The sequence below is a fragment of the Streptococcus sp. UBA4344 genome (assembly GCF_002393675.1).
In the GTDB taxonomy this organism is placed as follows: Bacteria; Bacillota; Bacilli; order Lactobacillales; family Streptococcaceae; genus Streptococcus; species Streptococcus vicugnae.
Genome location: NZ_DGTE01000027.1, coordinates 12,169 through 31,763 on the forward strand (window position 1 = coordinate 12,169; position 19,595 = coordinate 31,763).

General features: G+C 37.3%; 20 protein-coding genes and 2 pseudogenes. 3 read left to right on the forward strand and 19 right to left on the reverse strand.

Annotated features, from left to right (window positions below; all coding sequences use genetic code 11):
* Positions 1 to 34: 34 nt before the first annotated feature.
* The 7 genes from B4D49_RS04865 to rplK all read right to left on the reverse strand — a co-directional run bounded on the left by B4D49_RS04865 (position 35) and on the right by rplK (position 4,712).
* On the reverse strand, positions 35 to 250 hold the full coding sequence (locus B4D49_RS04865) for a YozE family protein (protein WP_074481387.1): 216 nt from the start codon (positions 248 to 250) through the stop codon (positions 35 to 37).
* Positions 247 to 756, reverse strand: coding sequence for a peptide-methionine (S)-S-oxide reductase MsrA (msrA, locus tag B4D49_RS04870; protein WP_286783415.1), 510 nt, complete (start codon positions 754 to 756; stop codon positions 247 to 249). Before msrA ends, B4D49_RS04865 begins: the two co-directional genes overlap by 4 nt.
* A gap of 167 nt (positions 757 to 923) precedes the next feature.
* Positions 924 to 1,790, reverse strand: a complete 867-nt coding sequence (locus tag B4D49_RS04875) for a CvfB family protein (RefSeq protein ID WP_286783416.1) — start codon at positions 1,788 to 1,790, stop codon at positions 924 to 926.
* A gap of 95 nt (positions 1,791 to 1,885) precedes the next feature.
* Positions 1,886 to 2,443 (reverse strand): ribosome recycling factor, encoded by a 558-nt coding sequence (frr, locus tag B4D49_RS04880; RefSeq protein WP_132869722.1) that lies wholly within the window; start codon positions 2,441 to 2,443, stop codon positions 1,886 to 1,888.
* A gap of 53 nt (positions 2,444 to 2,496) precedes the next feature.
* The gene (gene pyrH, locus B4D49_RS04885; RefSeq protein ID WP_132869723.1) at positions 2,497 to 3,234 is read right to left on the reverse strand and encodes a UMP kinase; all 738 of its coding nucleotides are present in this window, start codon (positions 3,232 to 3,234) and stop codon (positions 2,497 to 2,499) included.
* Between the two features lie 207 nt (positions 3,235 to 3,441).
* Positions 3,442 to 4,131 carry a 50S ribosomal protein L1 gene (gene rplA / locus B4D49_RS04890; RefSeq protein WP_004232886.1) on the reverse strand — a complete coding sequence of 230 codons (690 nt, stop codon included), beginning with the start codon at positions 4,129 to 4,131 and terminating at the stop codon, positions 3,442 to 3,444.
* A 155-nt stretch (positions 4,132 to 4,286) separates the two neighbouring features.
* Positions 4,287 to 4,712 (reverse strand): 50S ribosomal protein L11, encoded by a 426-nt coding sequence (gene rplK, locus B4D49_RS04895; RefSeq protein ID WP_020917264.1) that lies wholly within the window; start codon positions 4,710 to 4,712, stop codon positions 4,287 to 4,289.
* Between the two features lie 300 nt (positions 4,713 to 5,012).
* Between rplK and B4D49_RS04900 the strand changes: the two genes are divergently transcribed.
* Positions 5,013 to 5,366 (forward strand): DUF3397 domain-containing protein, encoded by a 354-nt coding sequence (locus B4D49_RS04900; protein ID WP_199542845.1) that lies wholly within the window; start codon positions 5,013 to 5,015, stop codon positions 5,364 to 5,366.
* A 33-nt stretch (positions 5,367 to 5,399) separates the two neighbouring features.
* Here the strand turns inward: B4D49_RS04900 and B4D49_RS04905 are convergent, their stop codons facing one another.
* Entirely contained in the window at positions 5,400 to 7,814 is a 2,415-nt protein-coding gene (locus B4D49_RS04905; protein WP_286783417.1) for a DNA translocase FtsK, read from the reverse strand.
* Positions 7,815 to 7,949: 135 nt separating this feature from the next.
* On the opposite strand from B4D49_RS04905, the gene B4D49_RS04910 reads away from it, so the two are divergent.
* Together B4D49_RS04910 and B4D49_RS04915 are read left to right on the forward strand one after the other, a co-directional pair.
* Positions 7,950 to 8,774, forward strand: coding sequence for a peptidylprolyl isomerase (locus tag B4D49_RS04910; RefSeq protein WP_286783418.1), 825 nt, complete (start codon positions 7,950 to 7,952; stop codon positions 8,772 to 8,774).
* 137 nt (positions 8,775 to 8,911) lie between these two features.
* Positions 8,912 to 9,562 carry a metal-dependent transcriptional regulator gene (locus B4D49_RS04915; protein ID WP_286783419.1) on the forward strand — a complete coding sequence of 217 codons (651 nt, stop codon included), beginning with the start codon at positions 8,912 to 8,914 and terminating at the stop codon, positions 9,560 to 9,562.
* Between the two features lie 46 nt (positions 9,563 to 9,608).
* Here the strand turns inward: B4D49_RS04915 and B4D49_RS04920 are convergent, their stop codons facing one another.
* The 11 genes and pseudogenes from B4D49_RS04920 to B4D49_RS04970 all read right to left on the reverse strand — a co-directional run.
* The gene (locus B4D49_RS04920) at positions 9,609 to 10,301 is read right to left on the reverse strand and encodes a 5'-methylthioadenosine/adenosylhomocysteine nucleosidase (protein WP_286783420.1); all 693 of its coding nucleotides are present in this window, start codon (positions 10,299 to 10,301) and stop codon (positions 9,609 to 9,611) included.
* 53 nt (positions 10,302 to 10,354) lie between these two features.
* The gene (gene macP, locus B4D49_RS04925) at positions 10,355 to 10,693 is read right to left on the reverse strand and encodes a cell wall synthase accessory phosphoprotein MacP (RefSeq protein WP_286783421.1); all 339 of its coding nucleotides are present in this window, start codon (positions 10,691 to 10,693) and stop codon (positions 10,355 to 10,357) included.
* A 3-nt stretch (positions 10,694 to 10,696) separates the two neighbouring features.
* Positions 10,697 to 11,245 (reverse strand): NUDIX hydrolase, encoded by a 549-nt coding sequence (locus tag B4D49_RS04930; protein ID WP_132870034.1) that lies wholly within the window; start codon positions 11,243 to 11,245, stop codon positions 10,697 to 10,699.
* Positions 11,246 to 11,435: 190 nt separating this feature from the next.
* Entirely contained in the window at positions 11,436 to 12,821 is a 1,386-nt protein-coding gene (gene glmU, locus B4D49_RS04935; protein ID WP_286783422.1) for a bifunctional UDP-N-acetylglucosamine diphosphorylase/glucosamine-1-phosphate N-acetyltransferase GlmU, read from the reverse strand.
* Positions 12,822 to 12,943: 122 nt separating this feature from the next.
* On the reverse strand, positions 12,944 to 13,906 hold the full coding sequence (locus tag B4D49_RS04940; RefSeq protein ID WP_286783423.1) for a Gfo/Idh/MocA family protein: 963 nt from the start codon (positions 13,904 to 13,906) through the stop codon (positions 12,944 to 12,946).
* An 82-nt stretch (positions 13,907 to 13,988) separates the two neighbouring features.
* Positions 13,989 to 14,432 (reverse strand): ASCH domain-containing protein, encoded by a 444-nt coding sequence (locus B4D49_RS04945; protein ID WP_286783424.1) that lies wholly within the window; start codon positions 14,430 to 14,432, stop codon positions 13,989 to 13,991.
* Between the two features lie 100 nt (positions 14,433 to 14,532).
* The gene (locus B4D49_RS04950) at positions 14,533 to 15,231 is read right to left on the reverse strand and encodes a 3-oxoacyl-ACP reductase (protein WP_286783425.1); all 699 of its coding nucleotides are present in this window, start codon (positions 15,229 to 15,231) and stop codon (positions 14,533 to 14,535) included.
* On the reverse strand, positions 15,224 to 15,460 hold the full coding sequence (locus tag B4D49_RS04955) for a DUF2829 domain-containing protein (RefSeq protein WP_132869717.1): 237 nt from the start codon (positions 15,458 to 15,460) through the stop codon (positions 15,224 to 15,226). The genes B4D49_RS04950 and B4D49_RS04955 overlap by 8 nt, the downstream gene beginning before the upstream one ends.
* 63 nt (positions 15,461 to 15,523) lie before the next feature.
* Positions 15,524 to 16,756: pseudogene (locus B4D49_RS04960) on the reverse strand (aminoacyltransferase).
* A gap of 205 nt (positions 16,757 to 16,961) precedes the next feature.
* The gene (gene metG / locus B4D49_RS04965; RefSeq protein WP_286783426.1) at positions 16,962 to 18,962 is read right to left on the reverse strand and encodes a methionine--tRNA ligase; all 2,001 of its coding nucleotides are present in this window, start codon (positions 18,960 to 18,962) and stop codon (positions 16,962 to 16,964) included.
* A 138-nt stretch (positions 18,963 to 19,100) separates the two neighbouring features.
* Positions 19,101 to 19,595, reverse strand: a pseudogene (locus B4D49_RS04970) (hypothetical protein); the annotation flags it as partial.

The window sequence follows — 19,595 nt, forward strand, 5'->3', positions numbered from 1 at the left end:
CCGTGATTTCGTTTTTATTTAAAGTTAGCTTATCTTAATGCGCTAGGTAATCTTCCCAAATCTTATCAAATTCACTCAGGTTGAAAGCAAAAACAGCCTCATCTTCTAGATAACGACTTATTGTTTCAAAATCATCTGTATGCTTTGGAAACGTAGTATCTTCAAAAACAAGGTCAGCTAAAATTGCGACCGGCTCATGACTTTTGGGATTGCGCTGCGTCATTAACCAAGTATAAAATGACTTTCTCATTGCCAATTCTCCTCTAAAAATGCATGTCTGATAGCACTGCTTTGGGCATAGTGTTCAGGATTTTTCTTATAGAATCCTTGGTGGTAATCCTCTGCCAAATAAAATGGTTGTACTGGTTCAATAGCAGTTACAATTGGATCTTTGAATCGTCCAGAAGCCTGCAAAGATGCTTTAGAAGCTTCAGCAATTTCTTTTTGAGACTCGTTACTATAGAAAATAACCGGACGGTAGTTATCTCCACGATCCTCAAATTGACCAAAAGCATCTGTTGGATCAGTCTGTGCCCAATAAATCTCAACCAAATCAGCGTAAGAGATTTTATTTTCATCAAAAATAATTTCAACAGCTTCTGTATGACCCGTTTCATGTGCCTTAACCTGCTCATAAGTAGGATTTTCGACATGTCCTCCAGTATAACCAGAACGGACTGATAAAATACCATCTTGTTCTTCAAATGGTTGCACCATGCACCAGAAACAACCACCTGCAAAAATCGCACGTTCCATTCTATAACCTCCAAAATATAGTGAGTCTATTATATCAAAAAAAATATCCAGTAGATATTTTTTTCACGAGCCCAAAAACTAAAAAGTGAATCTATTCTATGGATATTTTAAACTGAAATGAAAAAGACTACGACTAATTAAAAAACTAAATCGCAATCTTTTTACCATTAATCTTCGTTTTCAATCAATTCTGTACCAAATTGGTCTTGTTTGACTTTGCGAGCTTTCATTAAACCACCAAGAGCTTTTTTAAATTGCCCTTTAGAGATACCAAACGTTGCTTTGATATCAGCTGGAGATGATTTATCGTTCAATGTCATAAAGCCACCATTTGATTGTAAATAAGTCAAAATCATTTGTGAGTCATTTTCAAGCATTTCAAATGAACGTGGTTTTAATGACAAATTAAGCGTACGGTCAACCTCACGGAAGCCAATAACACGTGCTGTCACCTCTTCACCAAGACGTGGTTCTGCATAACGTTCACTAGGGTGAATAAAACCAAGCATGTTATTATCTGGCAAATAAACAAACGTTCCAGATAATTTCAAACGATATACGATTGCACGTAATTTTTCATTTTGCATGTTATTGTATGCTGGGCCAGCCATTTTTTGAAAAATCTCAGGTTGTGCTGGAATTGCCCAGATACGATCTTTTTTATCGACATCAAGATGGACATAAAGTTTATCGCCTTTTTTAGGCCACAATTCTTTCATATCAGGTAACACATCAAGAGATACAACAAACTGTTTATCAGCGAGACCTGTATCTAAAAAGACCCCTAAATCGCGACGTACTTCAGTGACAACACCCCAACCATAGCTAGTACGTGTTGTCGCAACTTCAGCTGTTGTTAAACGTGCTTTCTGGTGCATATCAGTGTAGGCGAAACCTTTTACCATATCACCAATTTTGTGTTCACCTTCAACTTTGTCCAACATAAATGTCACGCCATCTTTTTGCACAAAATAGGCCTTTGCATTTTCATCAATCACAAGACCTGTGATAATAGTGGCAAGTAAATTATTCATGTATTCTTTCCTTTGCAAAAGGGGGTGAGACGTCGAAATCAAGTTTCTACGAAACAACTGATTTCTGTCTCACTCCCCCTTACCTTCTTTTTTGATTAGACTTCAAGCAATTCTTTTTCTTTGTTTGCTGTCATAGCATCAATGTGTTTAACAGCTTCGTCAGTTACTTTTTGAATATCTTTTTCAAGAACTTTCAATTCGTCTTCAGTGATTTCTTTTGCTTTTTCTTGTTTTTTAGCTTCGTCCATAGCATCACGACGGATGTTACGGATAGCAACTTTAGCATTTTCACCAACTTTTTTAACTTCTTTAGCAAGGTCTTTACGAGTTTCTTCAGTAAGAGCAGGAATAACCAAGCGAATTACTGAACCATCGTTAGCTGGGTTGATACCAAGGTCTGAAGCGTTGATAGCATGTTCGATATCTTTCAATGATGATTTATCAAATGGTGAAATCAAAAGAACACGAGCTTCTGGAACTGTGATAGAAGCCAATTGGTTAAGTGGTGTCATTGCTCCATAGTATTCAACTTGGATACGATCCAAAAGTGATGCATTGGCACGACCAGCACGAATTGAAGCAAATTCACGTGCTAATGAGCTGTGTGATTGTTCAAAGCGTTCTTTAGCTTTTTCGATAATAGCATTAGCCATAAGTATTATAAGTCCTCATTTCTTAGTTTTTGGGAAATAGCAGAGCTGATAACTTAGTTATCGTGGTGTTCAGCTTTATTTGAAACAGTTGTACCAATAGCTTCACCAAAGACAACACGTTTAATATTACCAGCTTCATTCATGTTAAAGACAACCAAGTCAATATCGTTGTCCATTGAAAGAGTAGATGCAGTTGCGTCCATGATTTTAAGACCACGTTTAATTACTTCACCGTGAGTCAATTCATCAAATTTAACAGCGTTAGCATCTTTCTTAGGATCGGCATTATAAACACCGTCAACGCCATTTTTAGCCATCAAGATAGCTTCGGCATCGATTTCAGCAGCACGCAAAGCAGCTGTTGTATCAGTTGAGAAGTATGGTGAACCAATACCTGCACCGAAGATAACAATGCGACCTTTTTCAAGGTGACGAAGTGCGCGACCACGAATATAAGGTTCAGCAACGTTTTGCATTGGGATAGATGTTTGAACACGTGTATCAACACCGTTTTGTTGAAGGCTGTCAGCCATTACAAGAGCATTCATTACTGTTCCAAGCATACCAGTGTAGTCTGCTTGAACACGGTCCATACCAGCTGCAGCAGCTGGTTCTCCACGCCAGAGGTTTCCTCCACCGATAACCAAAGCAATTTGCACGCCTGATTGATGTACTTCAGCAATTTCTTTTGCGATAGTTTTAACAGTTGCAAGGTCGATTCCCACACCTTTTTCACCAGCTAACGCTTCACCAGATAATTTAATTAAAATACGTTTATACTTAGGTTCCACTTCAAGTTACTCCTTCTTTTATCTTTATTATTTTAACATAAATTGCCTATTTTACCTAGCGAAATTCGTTGAATTTTGAAAGATTAAAAACAGATCAACTATGTGATTCAAACAGATAAATCATTTCCCTTTTCATTTCATTAGAAAGATCACACAGCCCATAAAAAAATCCGTTTCAAAGAAACGGATTCTTCATTAATGTATCAATTAGAATGAGCTTGGATCTACTTTGATACCTACACCTTGTGTAGTAGTGATTGACAAGTTAGTCATGTAAGTACCTTTAGCAGTAGCAGGTTTTGATTTAACCATAACTTCGTGGATAGCTTTGAAGTTTTCAACCAATTTGTCTGCGTCAAATGATACTTTACCGATGATAGCTTGTACATTACCTGCTTTATCAGCACGGTAAGTGATTTTACCACCTTTAGATTCTTCAACTGCTTTAGCAACGTCCATAGTTACTGTACCAGTTTTAGGGTTTGGCATAAGGTTACGAGGTCCAAGGACACGTCCAAGACGTCCAACGATAGCCATCATGTCTGGTGTAGCGATAACTACGTCAAAGTCAAGCCAACCGTCGTTGATTTTAGCAACAAGATCGTCTTCACCAACGAAGTCTGCACCAGCAGCTTTAGCTTCTTCAGCTTTAGCACCACGTGCAAAAACAAGAACACGTTGTGTTTTACCAGTACCGTTTGGCAATACCATTGCACCACGGATTTGTTGGTCTGCTTTACGAACGTCAATGTTAAGTTTGTATGCAACTTCTACAGATGCATCAAATTTTGCGAAGTTAGTTTCTTTTGCAAGAGCTACAGCTTCTTCTACGCTGTAAGCTTTTGTGCTGTCGATTTTTTCAAGTGCAGCACGCATTTGTTTGCTTTTTTTAGCCATTTAAAATTCTCCTTGTAATGTGGTCATATCGATTTGATTTAAAATCTCCCACGTCACTCATCAAATTACGATGAAGTCTTGCGGGTCTAGCGTGAACTAATCTCAACGGTACAGTGTGTTTACCTCAATTAATCCACTAATTGGGTTGCTATTGATTAGTCAACAACAGTGAATCCCATAGAACGAGCAGTACCTTCAATCATACGCATTGCAGATTCAACATTTGCAGCGTTTAAGTCTGGCATTTTAGTTTCAGCAATTTCTTGTACTTGTGCACGAGTAACTGTTGCAACTTTAGTTGTGTTAGGTGTTCCTGAACCTTTTTCAACACCTGCAGCTTTTTTCAAAAGAACTGAAGCTGGTGGTGTTTTAGTTACGAAATCAAATGATTTATCTTCATATACTGAGATAACAACTGGGATGATCATACCAGCTTGGTCAGCTGTACGAGCGTTAAATTCTTTAGTGAATCCCATGATGTTGATACCTGCTTGACCAAGAGCTGGTCCAACCGGTGGAGCTGGTGTAGCTTTACCAGCAGGAATTTGAAGTTTAACAACTTTTTCGACTTTTTTAGCCATTTATAAAATCCTCCTGTTGTGGTTTTGGCGGTAATTAAGATTTTTACCTCCCACAGATATGCTCAATAGCATACTTTAACATTATACATTAATTTTGTGAAAAAGCAAGGAATTTATCTTAATAATTTGTTAAAATAAGCTTGATTTAGCAACTTTCCTCTTTAATTAAGAATTCAAGCACTTTCATCTTTGAATACTAAGCATTCAAACTCCTCTAACTCTTAAAAAATTCAAAAGTATTTTTCAAGAATAATCTTCTAATTATTTACTTCTTCAAGCTTTCAGTATAAAATATAAGACATGATGATGTACAAATTATTTTCCTTTTCTTTTATCTTCTTAACACCAATTTTTGCTTATATTTTAGTTAATTTTTTCAACTTAAAACGCTTTGGAATTCTGTTTACAGATTTAGCATTTCCGCTCTTTGCTTTTGAAATCGCCTTAGTTGTAAATAAATTTTTAGATAGTAGTGTTTTCTTTTACTACGTAATCTGCTTGTGCTTACTATCGCTGATAATAACTTTTGTCTTTTTGAAGCGAAGTCAATCCTTTTCTTACCGTCGATTTGGTAAGTTTTTCTGGCGCTCAGGTTTTATTTTAACCTTTATCTTTTATATCATTGTCTTGATTTTAATTTTTACAATTGCATAGTAAAAACGTTAACCTTACGGTTAACGTTTTTTATTATGCTTCTGGATTTGAGTTCGTCATTAAAACTTTACGTGGTTTTGTTCCCTCGGCTGGTCCGATGACTCCTGCTGCTTCTAGTTCATCCATCAATCGAGTAGCACGGTTAAACCCAACAGATAAACGACGTTGAAGCATTGAAGCACTAGCTTTTTGTGTTTCAAGAACCAAAGCCATAGCATCTTCAAAGAGTGGATCACCTTCTTGAGAACCTCCACCGCCACCAGAATTCAAATCTGATTCAGAAACTTCTCCTGGATCAAAGCTGTCATCATAATCAGCTTCAGCTTGATTTTTAATGAAACCAACAATACGTTCCACGTCATCATCAGAGATAAAGGAACCTTGCAGGCGAACAGGGTGATTTTCATCAATTGGTTTGAAGAGCATATCTCCTCGCCCAAGAAGTTTTTCAGCTCCATTTTCATCCAAAATCGTACGACTATCCGTTCCAGATGATACTGCAAAGGCAACACGAGATGGTACATTAGCCTTAATCAATCCGCTAATAACATCAACAGATGGACGTTGCGTTGCAAGAATCATGTGAATCCCTGCCGCACGCGCTTTTTGTCCCAATCGAATAATCGCATCTTCCACTTCTTTGCTAGCAACCATCATCAAGTCAGCAAGTTCATCGACGATAACCACGATAAGTGGCAATAGAATTTGTTTTTGCTCTGACTGTGCATTAAATTCTTCAACCTTGGCATTGTATCCTGCGATATTTCGCACACCAAAATGACTGAAAAGTTCGTAACGATTTTCCATTTCATCAACCACTTTTTGAAGAGCTCTTGCTGCCTTACGTGGATTGGTTACTACTGGAATCAAAAGGTGAGGAATGTCATTATAAACTGATAACTCAACCATCTTAGGATCAATCATCATGAATTTAACCTGATCTGGACGAGCTTTCATCAAGATACTTGCAATGATACCATTGACCGCAACAGATTTACCAGAACCCGTAGAACCAGCAACAAGTAAGTGAGGCATACGAGCAAGGTCGAAGGTACGAGCCGTTCCGTTGACAGCTTTACCAAGCGGTACTTCTAACAGCTTGTTAGGATCCGTATTGGCTTGTTCCCAGAGTTCACGGAAAGTAACCGTTGCAATCTCTGAGTTTGGCACTTCAATACCAACCAAAGACTTACCTGGAATTGGTGCTTCAATACGAACATCTTTTGCTGCAAGAGCAAGTGCCAAATCATCAGCTAAGTTTGAAATACGATTGACTCGTACCCCGACAGCTGGTTTGACTTCGTATTTAGTCACGGATGGTCCGATTTCTGCTCGCTCAACTTTAACATCAATTCCAAAGCTGTTGAAAGTATCTTCCAAAACTTTGATATTTCTTCGAACCAGATTTTTTTCCTTAGACTGATTTTTAGGTTTGTCTGGAGCGAACAAATCAATCGTTGGAAGCTTGTAAAGAAGGTTTGCCTTAGCTGTAAAATCAACTTCCAAAGGCTCGTTATCATCTTCTTCATCTAACATTTCTTGCTCAGGAACTGTCATATCTGGCGTTACAGGTTCAGGACTAGCTTCAAACGAAGGTACTTCTAAACCATCTAATGAATGATCATAAGCTAAAATTTCTGGTTCAGCATTAGCTTCAGCTGCCGGAAGATTATCAAATAAAGAAGCCTCATTATCATCCGGACCTTCAAGAATCTCACCTGTTTCTTCATCAACAGTCATTTGAGCTAGACGTTTTTCTTCCTCTTTTTGAGCTTTTTCTTGACGTTTTTGTTCTGCTAGTGCGCGTTTTTCTTCACGTTTAACAAAACGTTTTTGTTTTCTGATTTCATTTTTAGCAGCCCATTCTTGTGATTTTTCTTTAAAGAAATCTACTAAATCGTAAACTTCCCATGGGCTCATTAAAAAGAGTCCAAGGATAATGAAAAGTCCCCCAATCAAAAACGTTCCAACGTTTGAGAAAAGAAATGCTACCGGTTTGTATAGAACTGCACCAAGCATTCCCCCACCAGCAAAGGTTGTGACTTTAAATCTAATCAAATCATTATAAATCAAACTTGCTGTTGTCGAGAAGATTTCCTTGTCACGAAACTTAGCTAACGAGAATAGGTAAGCATGCCATTCTAGCAAGAGACCAATCATGGTCACTACAAATCCGCCAATAAGTCCAGTCTGCTTATGGAACCATTTAAATCCGATAAAATATATAAGGACTGCAAACATTAACACGTAAGCTAGACTTCCTACCGCTAGCCTTACAATATTATAGACCGTTATTCCAAAAATCCCCAAGCGAACAATCGCAAAGAAAAAAATAACCGCAATAACAATTGCCAAAATAAAACGTTCCAGTGCCTTCTGTCTTTTTATTTCTGCTTTTGTCGGTCGCCGTGTTTTACGACCCTTTCTTCTACTTTTTGATTTTGCCATAACCTTATTATAGCATTTTTTAAGCTTTTAGGTCATTAGCTTAGATTTATGATAAAATGAAATAGCTAATAACTTCAATAATTTTATTGACACTTTGTCACTACATACGACACTATCAGTCAACGAGGAGGTATCATGAAAAAAATTTGGTCACTTGGTTTAACCATACTCTGTCTAGCAAGCTTATCTGGTTGTGAAAGCATGACACGTGCTATCCGCGGAAATGACTATGTCGATGCTAAAACAGCAGCTAGTTCTTCTGCCGCACAAGCTAGCGCCAGCGCTTCTTCATCAAAAGCATACCAAAAAAACTTGAAAAAGGCCTTAACAGCCGACAGCTCAGCTTTTCCACAATTATCAACAGAAGTTGCTCAAAACGAAGCTGAAGTCATCATGCACACCTCTAAGGGCGACATCACTATCAAACTTTTTCCAAAATATGCCCCACTTGCTGTTGAAAATTTCTTAACTCATGCTAAAAAAGGCTATTTTGATGGCCTCTTATTCCACCGCGTGATTTCTGACTTTATGATTCAGTCTGGTGATCCTAAAGGAAATGGAACAGGTGGAGAATCTATCTGGAAAGGAAAAGATAAGAAAATCGATTCAGGTAACGGATTTGCTAATGAAATCTCACCTTATCTTTATAACGTACGCGGTGCTCTTGCTATGGCAAATGCTGGCGCTGATACAAATGGTAGCCAATTCTTCATCAACCAAAATCCAGCAGATCAGTCTAGTCAGCTATCAAGTGATAATTATCCAAAAGCTATTATCGATGCCTACACTAAAGGGGGCAATCCAAGTCTAGATGGCAATTATACTGTCTTTGGACAAGTCATTGATGGCATGAATGTTGTCGATGCTATCTCTAAAGTAGATACCGATAGCAATGATAAACCAACTAGTGATATCACTATTAAAACTATTGACATTGTTAAAGATTACAACTTTAAATAATTCCCTTAAAAATCAAGCTAGGATTTCCTGCCTTGATTTTTTGCTTGTTTTTTTCAAAAATACCCCTATGATAACAAGCTTTCCACCTCACGGTTAAAGGATTTTTGCTATAATAGAAGGACAGAAAGCGAGATAATATGACACCAAATAAAGAAGATTATCTAAAATGTATTCATGAATTAGGAGAAATTAAAACTAAGATAACCAATAAACGAATTGCTGCCTTGATGCAAGTATCCGCACCAGCTGTTACTGAGATGGTCAAGAAAATGATTGCTGAAGGCCTTATCGTTAAAGACAAGGATGTTGGCTACTACCTGACTAGAAAAGGACTATTATTAGTCTCTCAACTTTATCGTAAACACCGTTTGATTGAAGTCTTCTTAGCTAATCACCTTCATTACAACGCTGATGAAATCCATCAAGAAGCAGAAGTACTTGAACACACTGTGTCTACAATCTTCATTGACCGCTTAGAAGAAAAGCTCAACTTTCCTGAATTTTGTCCTCACGGTGGCACAATTCCTAAAAAAGGGGAATTGTTGATTGAAGTTCATAACCAAACACTTAGTCAAATTGAAGAACTTGGTACTTACCAAATCAGCCGAACTCACGATGAAGCTCATTTGCTAAATTACCTTGAAGAGCACGGCTTAACTATCAATGATACTGTTGATTTAGTCAAAGTTGATGACTATGCTAAGACACACACTTTAGCTTACCAGTCACAACACTTGGTGATTCCTGAAAGAATCGCTGAACAAATTTATGTTCAAAAAATCGATTAATTCATCCATACAAAAAATCCTGAGATATGTTGCCTCAGGATTTTTATTAAGCTAATTTTTCAAGAAATTCCATCAAAATCTTAGCTGATTTTTTACCAGCTTCTAAGATGAATTCATCAAAAGTAATGTTGGCATCATGTGCAGCTGTATCAGACATCGCACGAACAACGATGAATGGTTTGTGCAGATTGTGAGCTGCTTGAGCAATGGCTGCTCCTTCCATTTCAACAGCTTGAACTTCTGGGAAAGCTGCTTTAATCGCGTCAATTTTATCTTGACCAGCAATAAATGAATCACCAGTAGCAATCAAACCAATTTTGCTAGCAACATTTGCTTCGTTTAACACTTGATCAAAAGTATCAACGAATGATTTATCTGATTCAAAATAAAGTGGTTGACCTGCCATTTGACCATAATCATAACCAAAAGCTGTTACATCAACATCATGGTAAACCAATTTGTCTGCAACCACCACATCGCCAATATTCAAGTCATGTGCTACTGCACCAGCTGATCCTGTATTAATAACAGCATCAACTCCAAAGTGATCTGCAAGAATAGCAACTGACATTGCTGACATGACTTTACCAATACCTGATTGAACAAGAACAACTTGATGATTTCCTAGGTCACCTTCGTAGTAAGTATTTCCTAAAACATCATGCTCAGCTTTGTTATCTAGATTTTCAACAAGAAGTTTTAATTCTTGTTCCATTGCTGCAATAATTCCAATTCTCATCTCGACAATACAGGAGCCATATGATTTACCGCTCCTGCTTCTCCTTCTAGTTATTATAGATTAAATACTGCGAAAAAGAGTGCGATCAATAAAACAACAACAATAAACATAATCAGATTAAGTTTTCGTTGAAATTTACTGCGCTTCGCATTTTCAATACGACGACTTTTATAAACATGCTGATCGTCTTTTTTACGGTCTCTCCATCTGTTCAATACACCCTCTGATTCATCACGATTATCATAATCATAAGATTCATAGGTACTCAAGGTATCATAACGGTCAGTTCGGATAACCTTCGTTTCTTCATCATCTTCTAAATAATCATCATAAAAGATTTCACCACGGTTAGCACGTTCGATAATTTCGTCTGTTAAAAGTGGTCTACCCATTTTTTATCCTCCAAAATGCAGAGCATAATATTGAAGGGCTATGATTGTTTTAGCATCTTCGATTGCTCCAGATTTAACCAAATCCATACACTCTTGGTAGCTTAATTCAAGAATCTCTAAAACTTCATCATCATCTTGTGGTCGTGGATTTGGTACTTTTTGCAAATGAGTAGCTTGATAAAGCTTAATTTTTTCATTGCAAAAACCAATGGCAGTATAAAACTCATGAATTTGTTTTAAGTCGCCAGAATATCCTGTTTCCTCTTCTAATTCACGCGCAGCGGCATCTTCTTCAGAGCCATTTTCGCCAATTTCGAGTTTACCTGCAGGGATTTCATAAGAAACTTTTTCAATTGCCTTACGATATTGCTTCACCAAAATAATTTTATTATCATCAGTTACAGCTAGAACAGCTACCGCTCCACGGTGAAAAATCAATTCACGTTTTGCTTGTCCAAGATTATTTGGTAATTCAACATCATCGACAACAACTTTAATAACATGCCCATCAAAAATCTCAGTTCGCTTGAGCGTTTTTTCTTCAAAATCCATACTAAGCAATCTCCCTAAAAATATTTCCACATTAAATTTTACTACAAAGTATTCAGAATTGCTATTCCAATACGCTTAAAGTCATGAAATATCTATGAAATCTACTTAATTTTTCTAAAAAATATAAAAAGAGGGTGAACTAAAAATTGTCCAATCCTCTTTTCATCATGCCTTGATTTAGCACAAAAAATTATTTTTTCTTATTGTTTGGGTGGTGTGGTTTGTTAAGTGCGTAACCTGCTTTGTTAACTTGACGACCACGTCCGATAGCAAGAGCATCTTTTTCAACATCTTGATAAATTGTTGAACCTGCTGCTGTCAAAGCATTATCACCCAAAGTTACTGGAGAAATGATTGTTGAATTACTTCCAACAAAAACATTATTTCCAATAGTTGTATTGAACTTGTGTTGTCCATCGTAGTTAGCAATGATAGTACCAGCTCCGAAGTTAACATCATGACCAGTTATTGTATTTCCAATGTAAGTCAAGTGACCAGCTTTTGTTCCTTTACCAACTGTAGATGATTTCACTTCAACAAAGTTACCAACGTGAACATTTTCTTCAAGTGTTGAATCTGGACGAACGTGAGCAAATGGACCAATTGTAACACCATCTTTAACTTCTGATTTTTCAATCATTGAGTTTGTAATCACAACATTTTCACCAACTGTTGCATCAACAAGATAGCTACCGTTTGTCAAAACAGAACCAGCTCCGATTTTTGTATTTCCTTTGAGGGTAACGTTAGCTTCAATCAAAACATCTGGAGCAATCTCAACATCAACATCAATGTAAGTTGCTGCTGGATTTTGGAAAGTTACACCGTTAACCATGTGTTTTTTATTGATACGGCGACGCATGATATCTTCAGCAGTTGAAAGTGCCACACGATCATTAACACCAAGACTTTCATCAAAATCATGAAGAACATATGCTCCAACTTTTTCGCCACTATTACGGAAAATTGAAATCACATCAGTCAAATAGTACTCACCTTGAGCGTTATTAGTATTGATGTTTTTAAGAGCTTCAAAAAGACGTTTGTTATCAAAGACATAAGTTCCTGTGTTGATTTCTTTGACTTGACGTTCAAACTCTGAAGCATCTTTTTGTTCAACAATTTTAAGCACTTCACCATTTTCGTTGCGGATAATACGTCCGTAGCCAAATGGATTTTCAGCTGTTGCTGTTAAAATAGTAGCAACATTTTTGTGGCTAACGTGAAACTCAATCAATTCTTTCAAACTTTCACCTGTAATAAGTGGTGTATCACCAGCAATAACAAGTGTTTGACCTTCAAGACCAGCTAATTCATCTTCTGCCATCATGACAGCGTGACCAGTACCAAGTTGTTCTGTTTGCATGACAAATTCTGATTTGTCAGCTAAAACTTCACGAACCATTTCGGCTTTATGACCAATAACTGTCACATTTTTTTCTGGATTCAAGGCTGATACAGCACGGAAAACATGTTCTAACATTGTAATTCCTGAAACTTTATGAAGAACCTTAGGAAGGTCTGACTTCATACGTGTTCCTTTACCAGCTGCTAAAATAATTGCATAATTTGACATGACTATAATTCCTTAAAAAAATAGAGTAGATTTGCAAGTTAATCAAAGATAGACTCTTTCATCAACTTACACAAGCTACTCCATTATATCACAATTATAAGTAATAGGCTTATTTTTATAGATTACAAGCTATTGACAGCTTGGTCCAAAACTTCCATCACCAAACGGCTATGATCAAGTGCTAGTTTAGTCGCAGTCATATCTTCATGTTCGATGATTGCTTGGAAAGCTACAAATTCATCATGCATACGGTGGTTAAGTGAATTTTCATTAATCATTGTCATATTTTGATTATTCAAGGTAAGGGCTAATTCTGGTAAGGTATTTGTCGCACCTAAGACAGCGATTGAGCCTTTATCTCCCTGAATGGTTGATTTAATATCTGCACTACAATCTTTAGCACCAATACAAACTGCTTTAAACTTGCCATAATCCATAACTAAGACACCTGACGTATCCACATCACGTTCTATGTTTGGTAAATAAAATACTTTCTCAGGTTTGCCAAATAAACCAACGACTAAGTGAATGTTATAGATGTTCAAATCACGAAGAGCTCCGCCACCTTTTTTAGGGTCAAAAGCTGGTGCAATTTCTCCTCGTTTGAAGGCATCGTAGCGTGAAGAATATTGAGAATAGTTACACTCAACAATTTTAATATCCCCTAGTTTTGCAAGATTTGCCTTAATCGAAGCAAAATTTCCTAGATATTGGTTGGTGATTGCTTCTAGCAAAATGCGATTTTTTTGCTCTGCAATATTTGCCAAGTCTTCAAATTCCGCTAATGTTAACGTAAATGGCTTTTCACAGATAACGTGCTTGCCAGCAAGCAAAGCCTTTTTAGCATAGTCATAATGCAAATGATTAGGAAGAGCAACATAAACTGTGTCAACTTCTGGATTTGTCAAAATGCTATCGTAATCACTACTTGCTTGATTAATAGCATAAACTTCTGCTAATTCTTGGGCCTTTGTAAGGCTACGTGGTGTCGATAAAATAGCGACTAAGTCAATACCATTAATTTCCTTTAAAACAGGTAACACTTCATCAACAATTTTTCCTGTTCCCAAAATAGCTAATTTCATGGAGTTCCTCCTATAGGTCTTCTAAGCAAAGTTTAGCATAACTTCACTTAATACACTGATACTATAACAAGTAATTGTCATACTATAATGTGGGATAAACAACTTCAAATTCTTCCAAAACGATTAGACTTTCTCCATTAAAGGTTAAACCAAACTCGTCATAATAAGGCTTGAAAAAATCTTTATGAACAGCTCGCCAATAAGCAAGTGACTTATCGCCTTCTCCTTCTTTAAATGCGTGTTCTGCAGAAACCTCATCAAATGGTACCACAGAAACTTTTTTAATCTGAATAATACAAACCGCTTGGCCTTTGCTGTCTAATACCACATCATAGGAACCAACTTCAGGTAGCGGATCATTGTCAACTGCATACAAATCATAAGCCGAAGCAGTAGCTGTTTTTGTCCCTTCTAAGACTAATTGAGCTAATAAATCGGCTTCTGCCCCAAATTGCCAAGCATCAATAGCATCACCAATTGAAGGATTGATTTGCTTGTATTTATTCCATAGTTCTTGTGCGTTCATGGTTCTCTCCTTTTCTGTCTTACTTCTTCTTACAATCCGTTTGACAGAAATTTCCACTATGGTTTTCTCCTCTTCATTTTGAAGCCTCCTTTTTATGCCTCTACTTCAAACTCCAGCCGCCATCAATTTTAACGATTTCGCCTTGCATAGATGTGGCTTTTCCTGAGGCTAAAAATCCTGTCAAATCAGCGATTTCCTCAGGATTGCTCCAACGCCCGATTGGTGTTTCTTGAGCTACCCAATCAGCTAAGCCACCTGGTTCAAAATCGCTAGCTGTCATGGCTGTCTTAACCGCACCTGGTGCGATACCAAACACTTGAATCTTGTCTTTAGCATAGTCAAGTGCAAGCTGACGCGTGAAACCTGCAAGTGCATGCTTACTAGCTGTGTAAGCTGCTCCGCCCCCACCTGCAATAAATGAAGCAATCGAACACATGTTAATGATAATACCTGATTGTCTTTCAACCATTTTAGCTAAATAATAACGAGTGATTTTAACCGTCGCAAAGAAATTAGTCTGAAACACGCGTTCTAATTCATCGTCTGATACCTCAAGTAGAGGTTTGTAAGCGTCGAGAATTCCAGCGGTGTTACACAAGATATCCACGTCAGATACAAAATCGTAGAGCGCAGCTAAATCCGTCGTCAAATCTAACTGTAGGAAATGAAAGTTTTCATTTTGAATCTCAGGCGCTTGTGATTTATCAACGCCGTATACCGCACAGCCATTTTCTAAAAAAAGTCGTGCTTGCGCAAGTCCAATACCTGAACTGACACCTGTGATAAGTACCTTAGTCATTTACTTCGACCCAATCAGTAGCTAGGACATCGCAAGGTGTTGGTGACCACATTGAAAAACCTTCGCCCTCACCTGACACATTGATAAGGAAGTATGGTGTCACTGGAAGTGCCACACCATTTTGCTCGATGCTGTCAAAAAGCTGAACGTAATTTTCAGCACCACCCCAACCAGTACGTACATATTTTTTCCTAGCCTTCAAACCAGGCAAAATTTCTTCAAAAGTCATTTTTCTCTCCTTGATAATTAATACCACTAGTATACCAAAAAACGAGCTCTAAGGCTCGTTTGGTTATCGTCTTAAAATTTTCTTAGCAATTGCAATGATTTTATGCAGCATTGGTCGTGGATAGTAGCGGAAAGTTCCCATCTTGCGGACAATGTAGCCATTGAAGTTTTGTTTGAAACGTAACACACCGTCACTACCATCAAAAATTCCTTGAATACCAAGGAAAGTATAGAAATTAATTCCTCGTTTCAAAGCTTCTGTCATCACGTGTTCTTGAAGTGCAACAGGAGCATAGAATTTGTTAAATTCAGTATATGAACCACTAAAAAGATAAACAGCTTCTTGCGGTGTGTAGACAAAGAGGCTACCTGCTAACACGACATCTTCTGAACCATGTGTTGCAATTAATTCTTTAGCTTCATTGATTCGGACTTCAAAAGTTGCAATTTGCTTATCCAATTGTGCCTTTTGTTTGTTGACTTTGGCTGAGTTGACGCCGTCAGCGATTTTTTGATTTAAAACAGCTAATTCAGCAGCAATCTTATCATAGCTGTCCTGAAGATTTTTAAGATAATCTTGGAAATTAAGTGTTGCAATCATGAACTCACAATTCTCACCAAAACTATCGTAAAAAGCTTCATAATAATCTAAAGGTTTATCCGTGTATTCGCGTCTAGCCGATGTTGATGCGGTAATGGCTTTAAAAATATGAAGCTCATCACGTTTCAAACGTCGTACTTTAATACCAAATGAATTGGTTTTATTGACTAGCGGACGACCTTTTTTACTAAAGGATTTTTTCAAAGTCTCTGGTGCTAGTCCTGTCAAGTCCTTCACATAATGTCAATCGGGATCACCACCAGGATAACCTGTTTGAAGCCCATCAAAATGATAACCAAGCTCAGTCAGACAAGTAATTAATTCTGGTCTTTCATCATCATTTGGCTTTCCGTGACTATCAAAACTTTGATAAGTATCATAAGGTTTAACGATAAGTTCAAAAGCACCATTTACCTTGGCATAAGCCTTTAATTCTCTATAAAACTCTGAAATATAAGCGGTGTCTGTTGAAGCTGGTCCAGAATTAATTTCCATATGAAGCCCACCGGTCATTGGCATGCTATACAAAACACCTGCTACTTGAATGGCTCCATCAGCTTCTAAACCTAAAAAAGTAATATCAAAGCCACGCTTTTCAAGCAAATCAGCCATTTCGACTGATTGCATGAATGAACGTTCTTTAAATGAGAGTGTGATTTGTTGATAATCATCTCTCGATAATATTTTTAACGTCATTTTATTAAATCTCGATTCTAAAAAATTCTATTTTTTACGCTCCAAAAATATCAAATAAAACTTAATTGAAAATTAATGATTTATTTTCAGAATTTCCATTATCTTTTCAATTTTCCTTTCATTTAAGAGCAACATAAATACCCAGTATCTACAAACTAAATTAGTCTTAGATACTGAGTATTTTTATTATCTATGCTGACAACAATTAACCGATTTGGCTACCGTTTGGTACGCTTGGATCAACTGTTAAGACAGTTAAGTTTCCATCATGTTCAGCTGAAAGAATCATACCTTGGCTGACAAGTCCCATCATTTTACGTGGTTTCAAGTTTGCAACGATTTGCAATTTTTTACCAACTAATTCTCGTTCATTTGGATAGAATTTCGCAATTCCTGAAAGGATTTGACGATCTTCTCCGTCACCAGCATCAAGACGGAATTTAAGAAGTTTTTCAGAACCTTCAACTTTAGAAACTTCTTTGACTTCAGCAACACGAATTTCAACTTTGTCAAAGTCATCAAATTTGATAGCTTTCTTTTCGTTTTTAAGTTCTACTTCAGTTGGATCCCATTCTTTTTCTTCTGCAACGACTGCGCCAGCGCCCATGTTAGCTTTGATGTAATCAATTTCAGCTTCCATATCAAGACGTGGGAAGATTGGTGTTCCTTTGGCAACAACTTTAACACCTTCTGGGAAACCAGCTAATGTAAGATTTTCAAGGTCGAAGTTATTTCCAAGACCAAGTTGTTCCATGATTGCATTTGATGTTGTCATCATAAATGGTTGAATAAGGTGAGCTACCACACGAAGGCTAGCTGCCAAGTGAGCCATTACTGCTGCCAATTCATCACGTTTCGCTTCATCTTTAGCAAGCACCCAAGGAGCTGTTTCATCGATGTATTTGTTTGTACGTGAAATAATGCTCCATACAGCATCAAGGGCGCGTGGATAGTCAACAGCGTTCATTTGTTTATGATATTCAGCGATTTTTTCTGCTACAAGCGCAGCTAAATCAGCATCAAATTCTGTGACGTTTTCAACGTAAGCAGGCACGTCACCACCGAAGTATTTGTTAATCATGGCAACTGTACGGTTAAGAAGGTTACCAAGGTCGTTGGCTAATTCATAGTTAATACGTCCAACGTAATCTTCTGGTGTAAATGTACCGTCTGAACCAACTGGAAGTGAACGCATGAGGTAATAACGAAGTGGGTCAAGACCGAAACGTTCAACCAACATTTCAGGGTAAACCACATTACCTTTAGATTTAGACATTTTACCGTCTTTCATGACAAACCAACCGTGGGCAATCAAGCGTTCAGGCAATTTCATGTCAAGCATCATCAACATAATTGGCCAGTAAATTGAGTGGAAACGAAGGATATCTTTACCAACCATGTGGAAGACTGTTCCATTCCAGAATTTATCAAAGTTTGCGTGGTCTTCTTGACCATAACCAAGAGCTGTTGCATAGTTAAGAAGAGCATCAATCCATACGTAAACAACGTGTTTAGGATTTGAAGGGACTTTAACACCCCATGTAAATGATGTACGGCTGACAGCCAAATCTTCAAGACCTGGTTCGATGAAGTTTTTAATGATTTCGTTCATACGACCATCAGGTTGAATGAAGTCTGGGTGTGCGTGGAAGAATTCTACCAAGCGATCAGCGTATTTTCCAAGACGTAGGAAGTAAGATTCTTCAGAAACCCATTCAACTTCGTGTCCAGAAGGAGCAATACCACCGATGACTTTACCATTTTCATCACGGAAAACTTCTTCCAATTGGCTTTCTGTAAAGAATTCTTCATCTGAAACTGAGTACCAACCAGAATACTCACCTAAATAAATATCATCTTGTGCCAACAATTTTTCAAAAACTTCGGCAACAACTTTTTCGTGGTAATCATCAGTTGTACGGATGAATTTATCATATGAGATATCAAGCATTTTCCAAAGTTTTTTAACATCAGCAGCCATACCATCAACGTAAGCTTGTGGTGTGATACCTGCTTCTTCAGCTTTTTGTTGGATTTTTTGACCATGTTCGTCAAGCCCTGTCAAATAAAAAACATCATAGTTCATCATACGTTTGTAACGTGCTAAAACGTCACAAGCGATTGTTGTATAAGCTGAACCAATGTGAAGCTTACCTGATGGGTAGTAAATTGGTGTTGTAATGTAAAATGGTTGTTTACTAGTCATTTTCTTTCCTTTCAAATAGGAGCTAATGAAACTCCCTTATTGATAACACCTAATTATAACATAAATTTATAACTGATTATAGGTTAAATGATGAATCACACGAGAAAAAGCTGAGAATTTCATCTCAGCCTTTATCTCTTATTTTTCATTAGTAATCTCAAACTTAGTTAAGAAATTATCATCTTGCAACTCACCTTTGAAGTGATCACCAATACTAAGAAAAGGCAATTGGTCTGTGGTATCAGTTGTTGCCTTAACTTTATAAATCTCTCCTGATGAAGAAATGTAATAAACCGTTGAGCCAGAAATCATTTGGCTAGCCAATTTATCAACAACACCTGTAATTTCCTTCACTTTTTTATCTGCCTTGCCAGAAGTACTTGCAACACCAGAAAGAGCTGACGTATCAGAATCTGCGAACTTAGCAATCAAGGTCTCAATATCATTATCAACCGTTACTTGTTGATAATCCTCAGCATCAACAATGGCATAAGATTTGACCAAACCAGCAGCATCTTTAAGAGATATTAAATAGTAAGCTTTGCCATCTAATTTAACTAAAGTTGGAGCTGTCGCTTCATAGTGTTTTTCTTGAACTTCTCCTTCAGCTGATTCTTGTGCAGCTGATTCAGT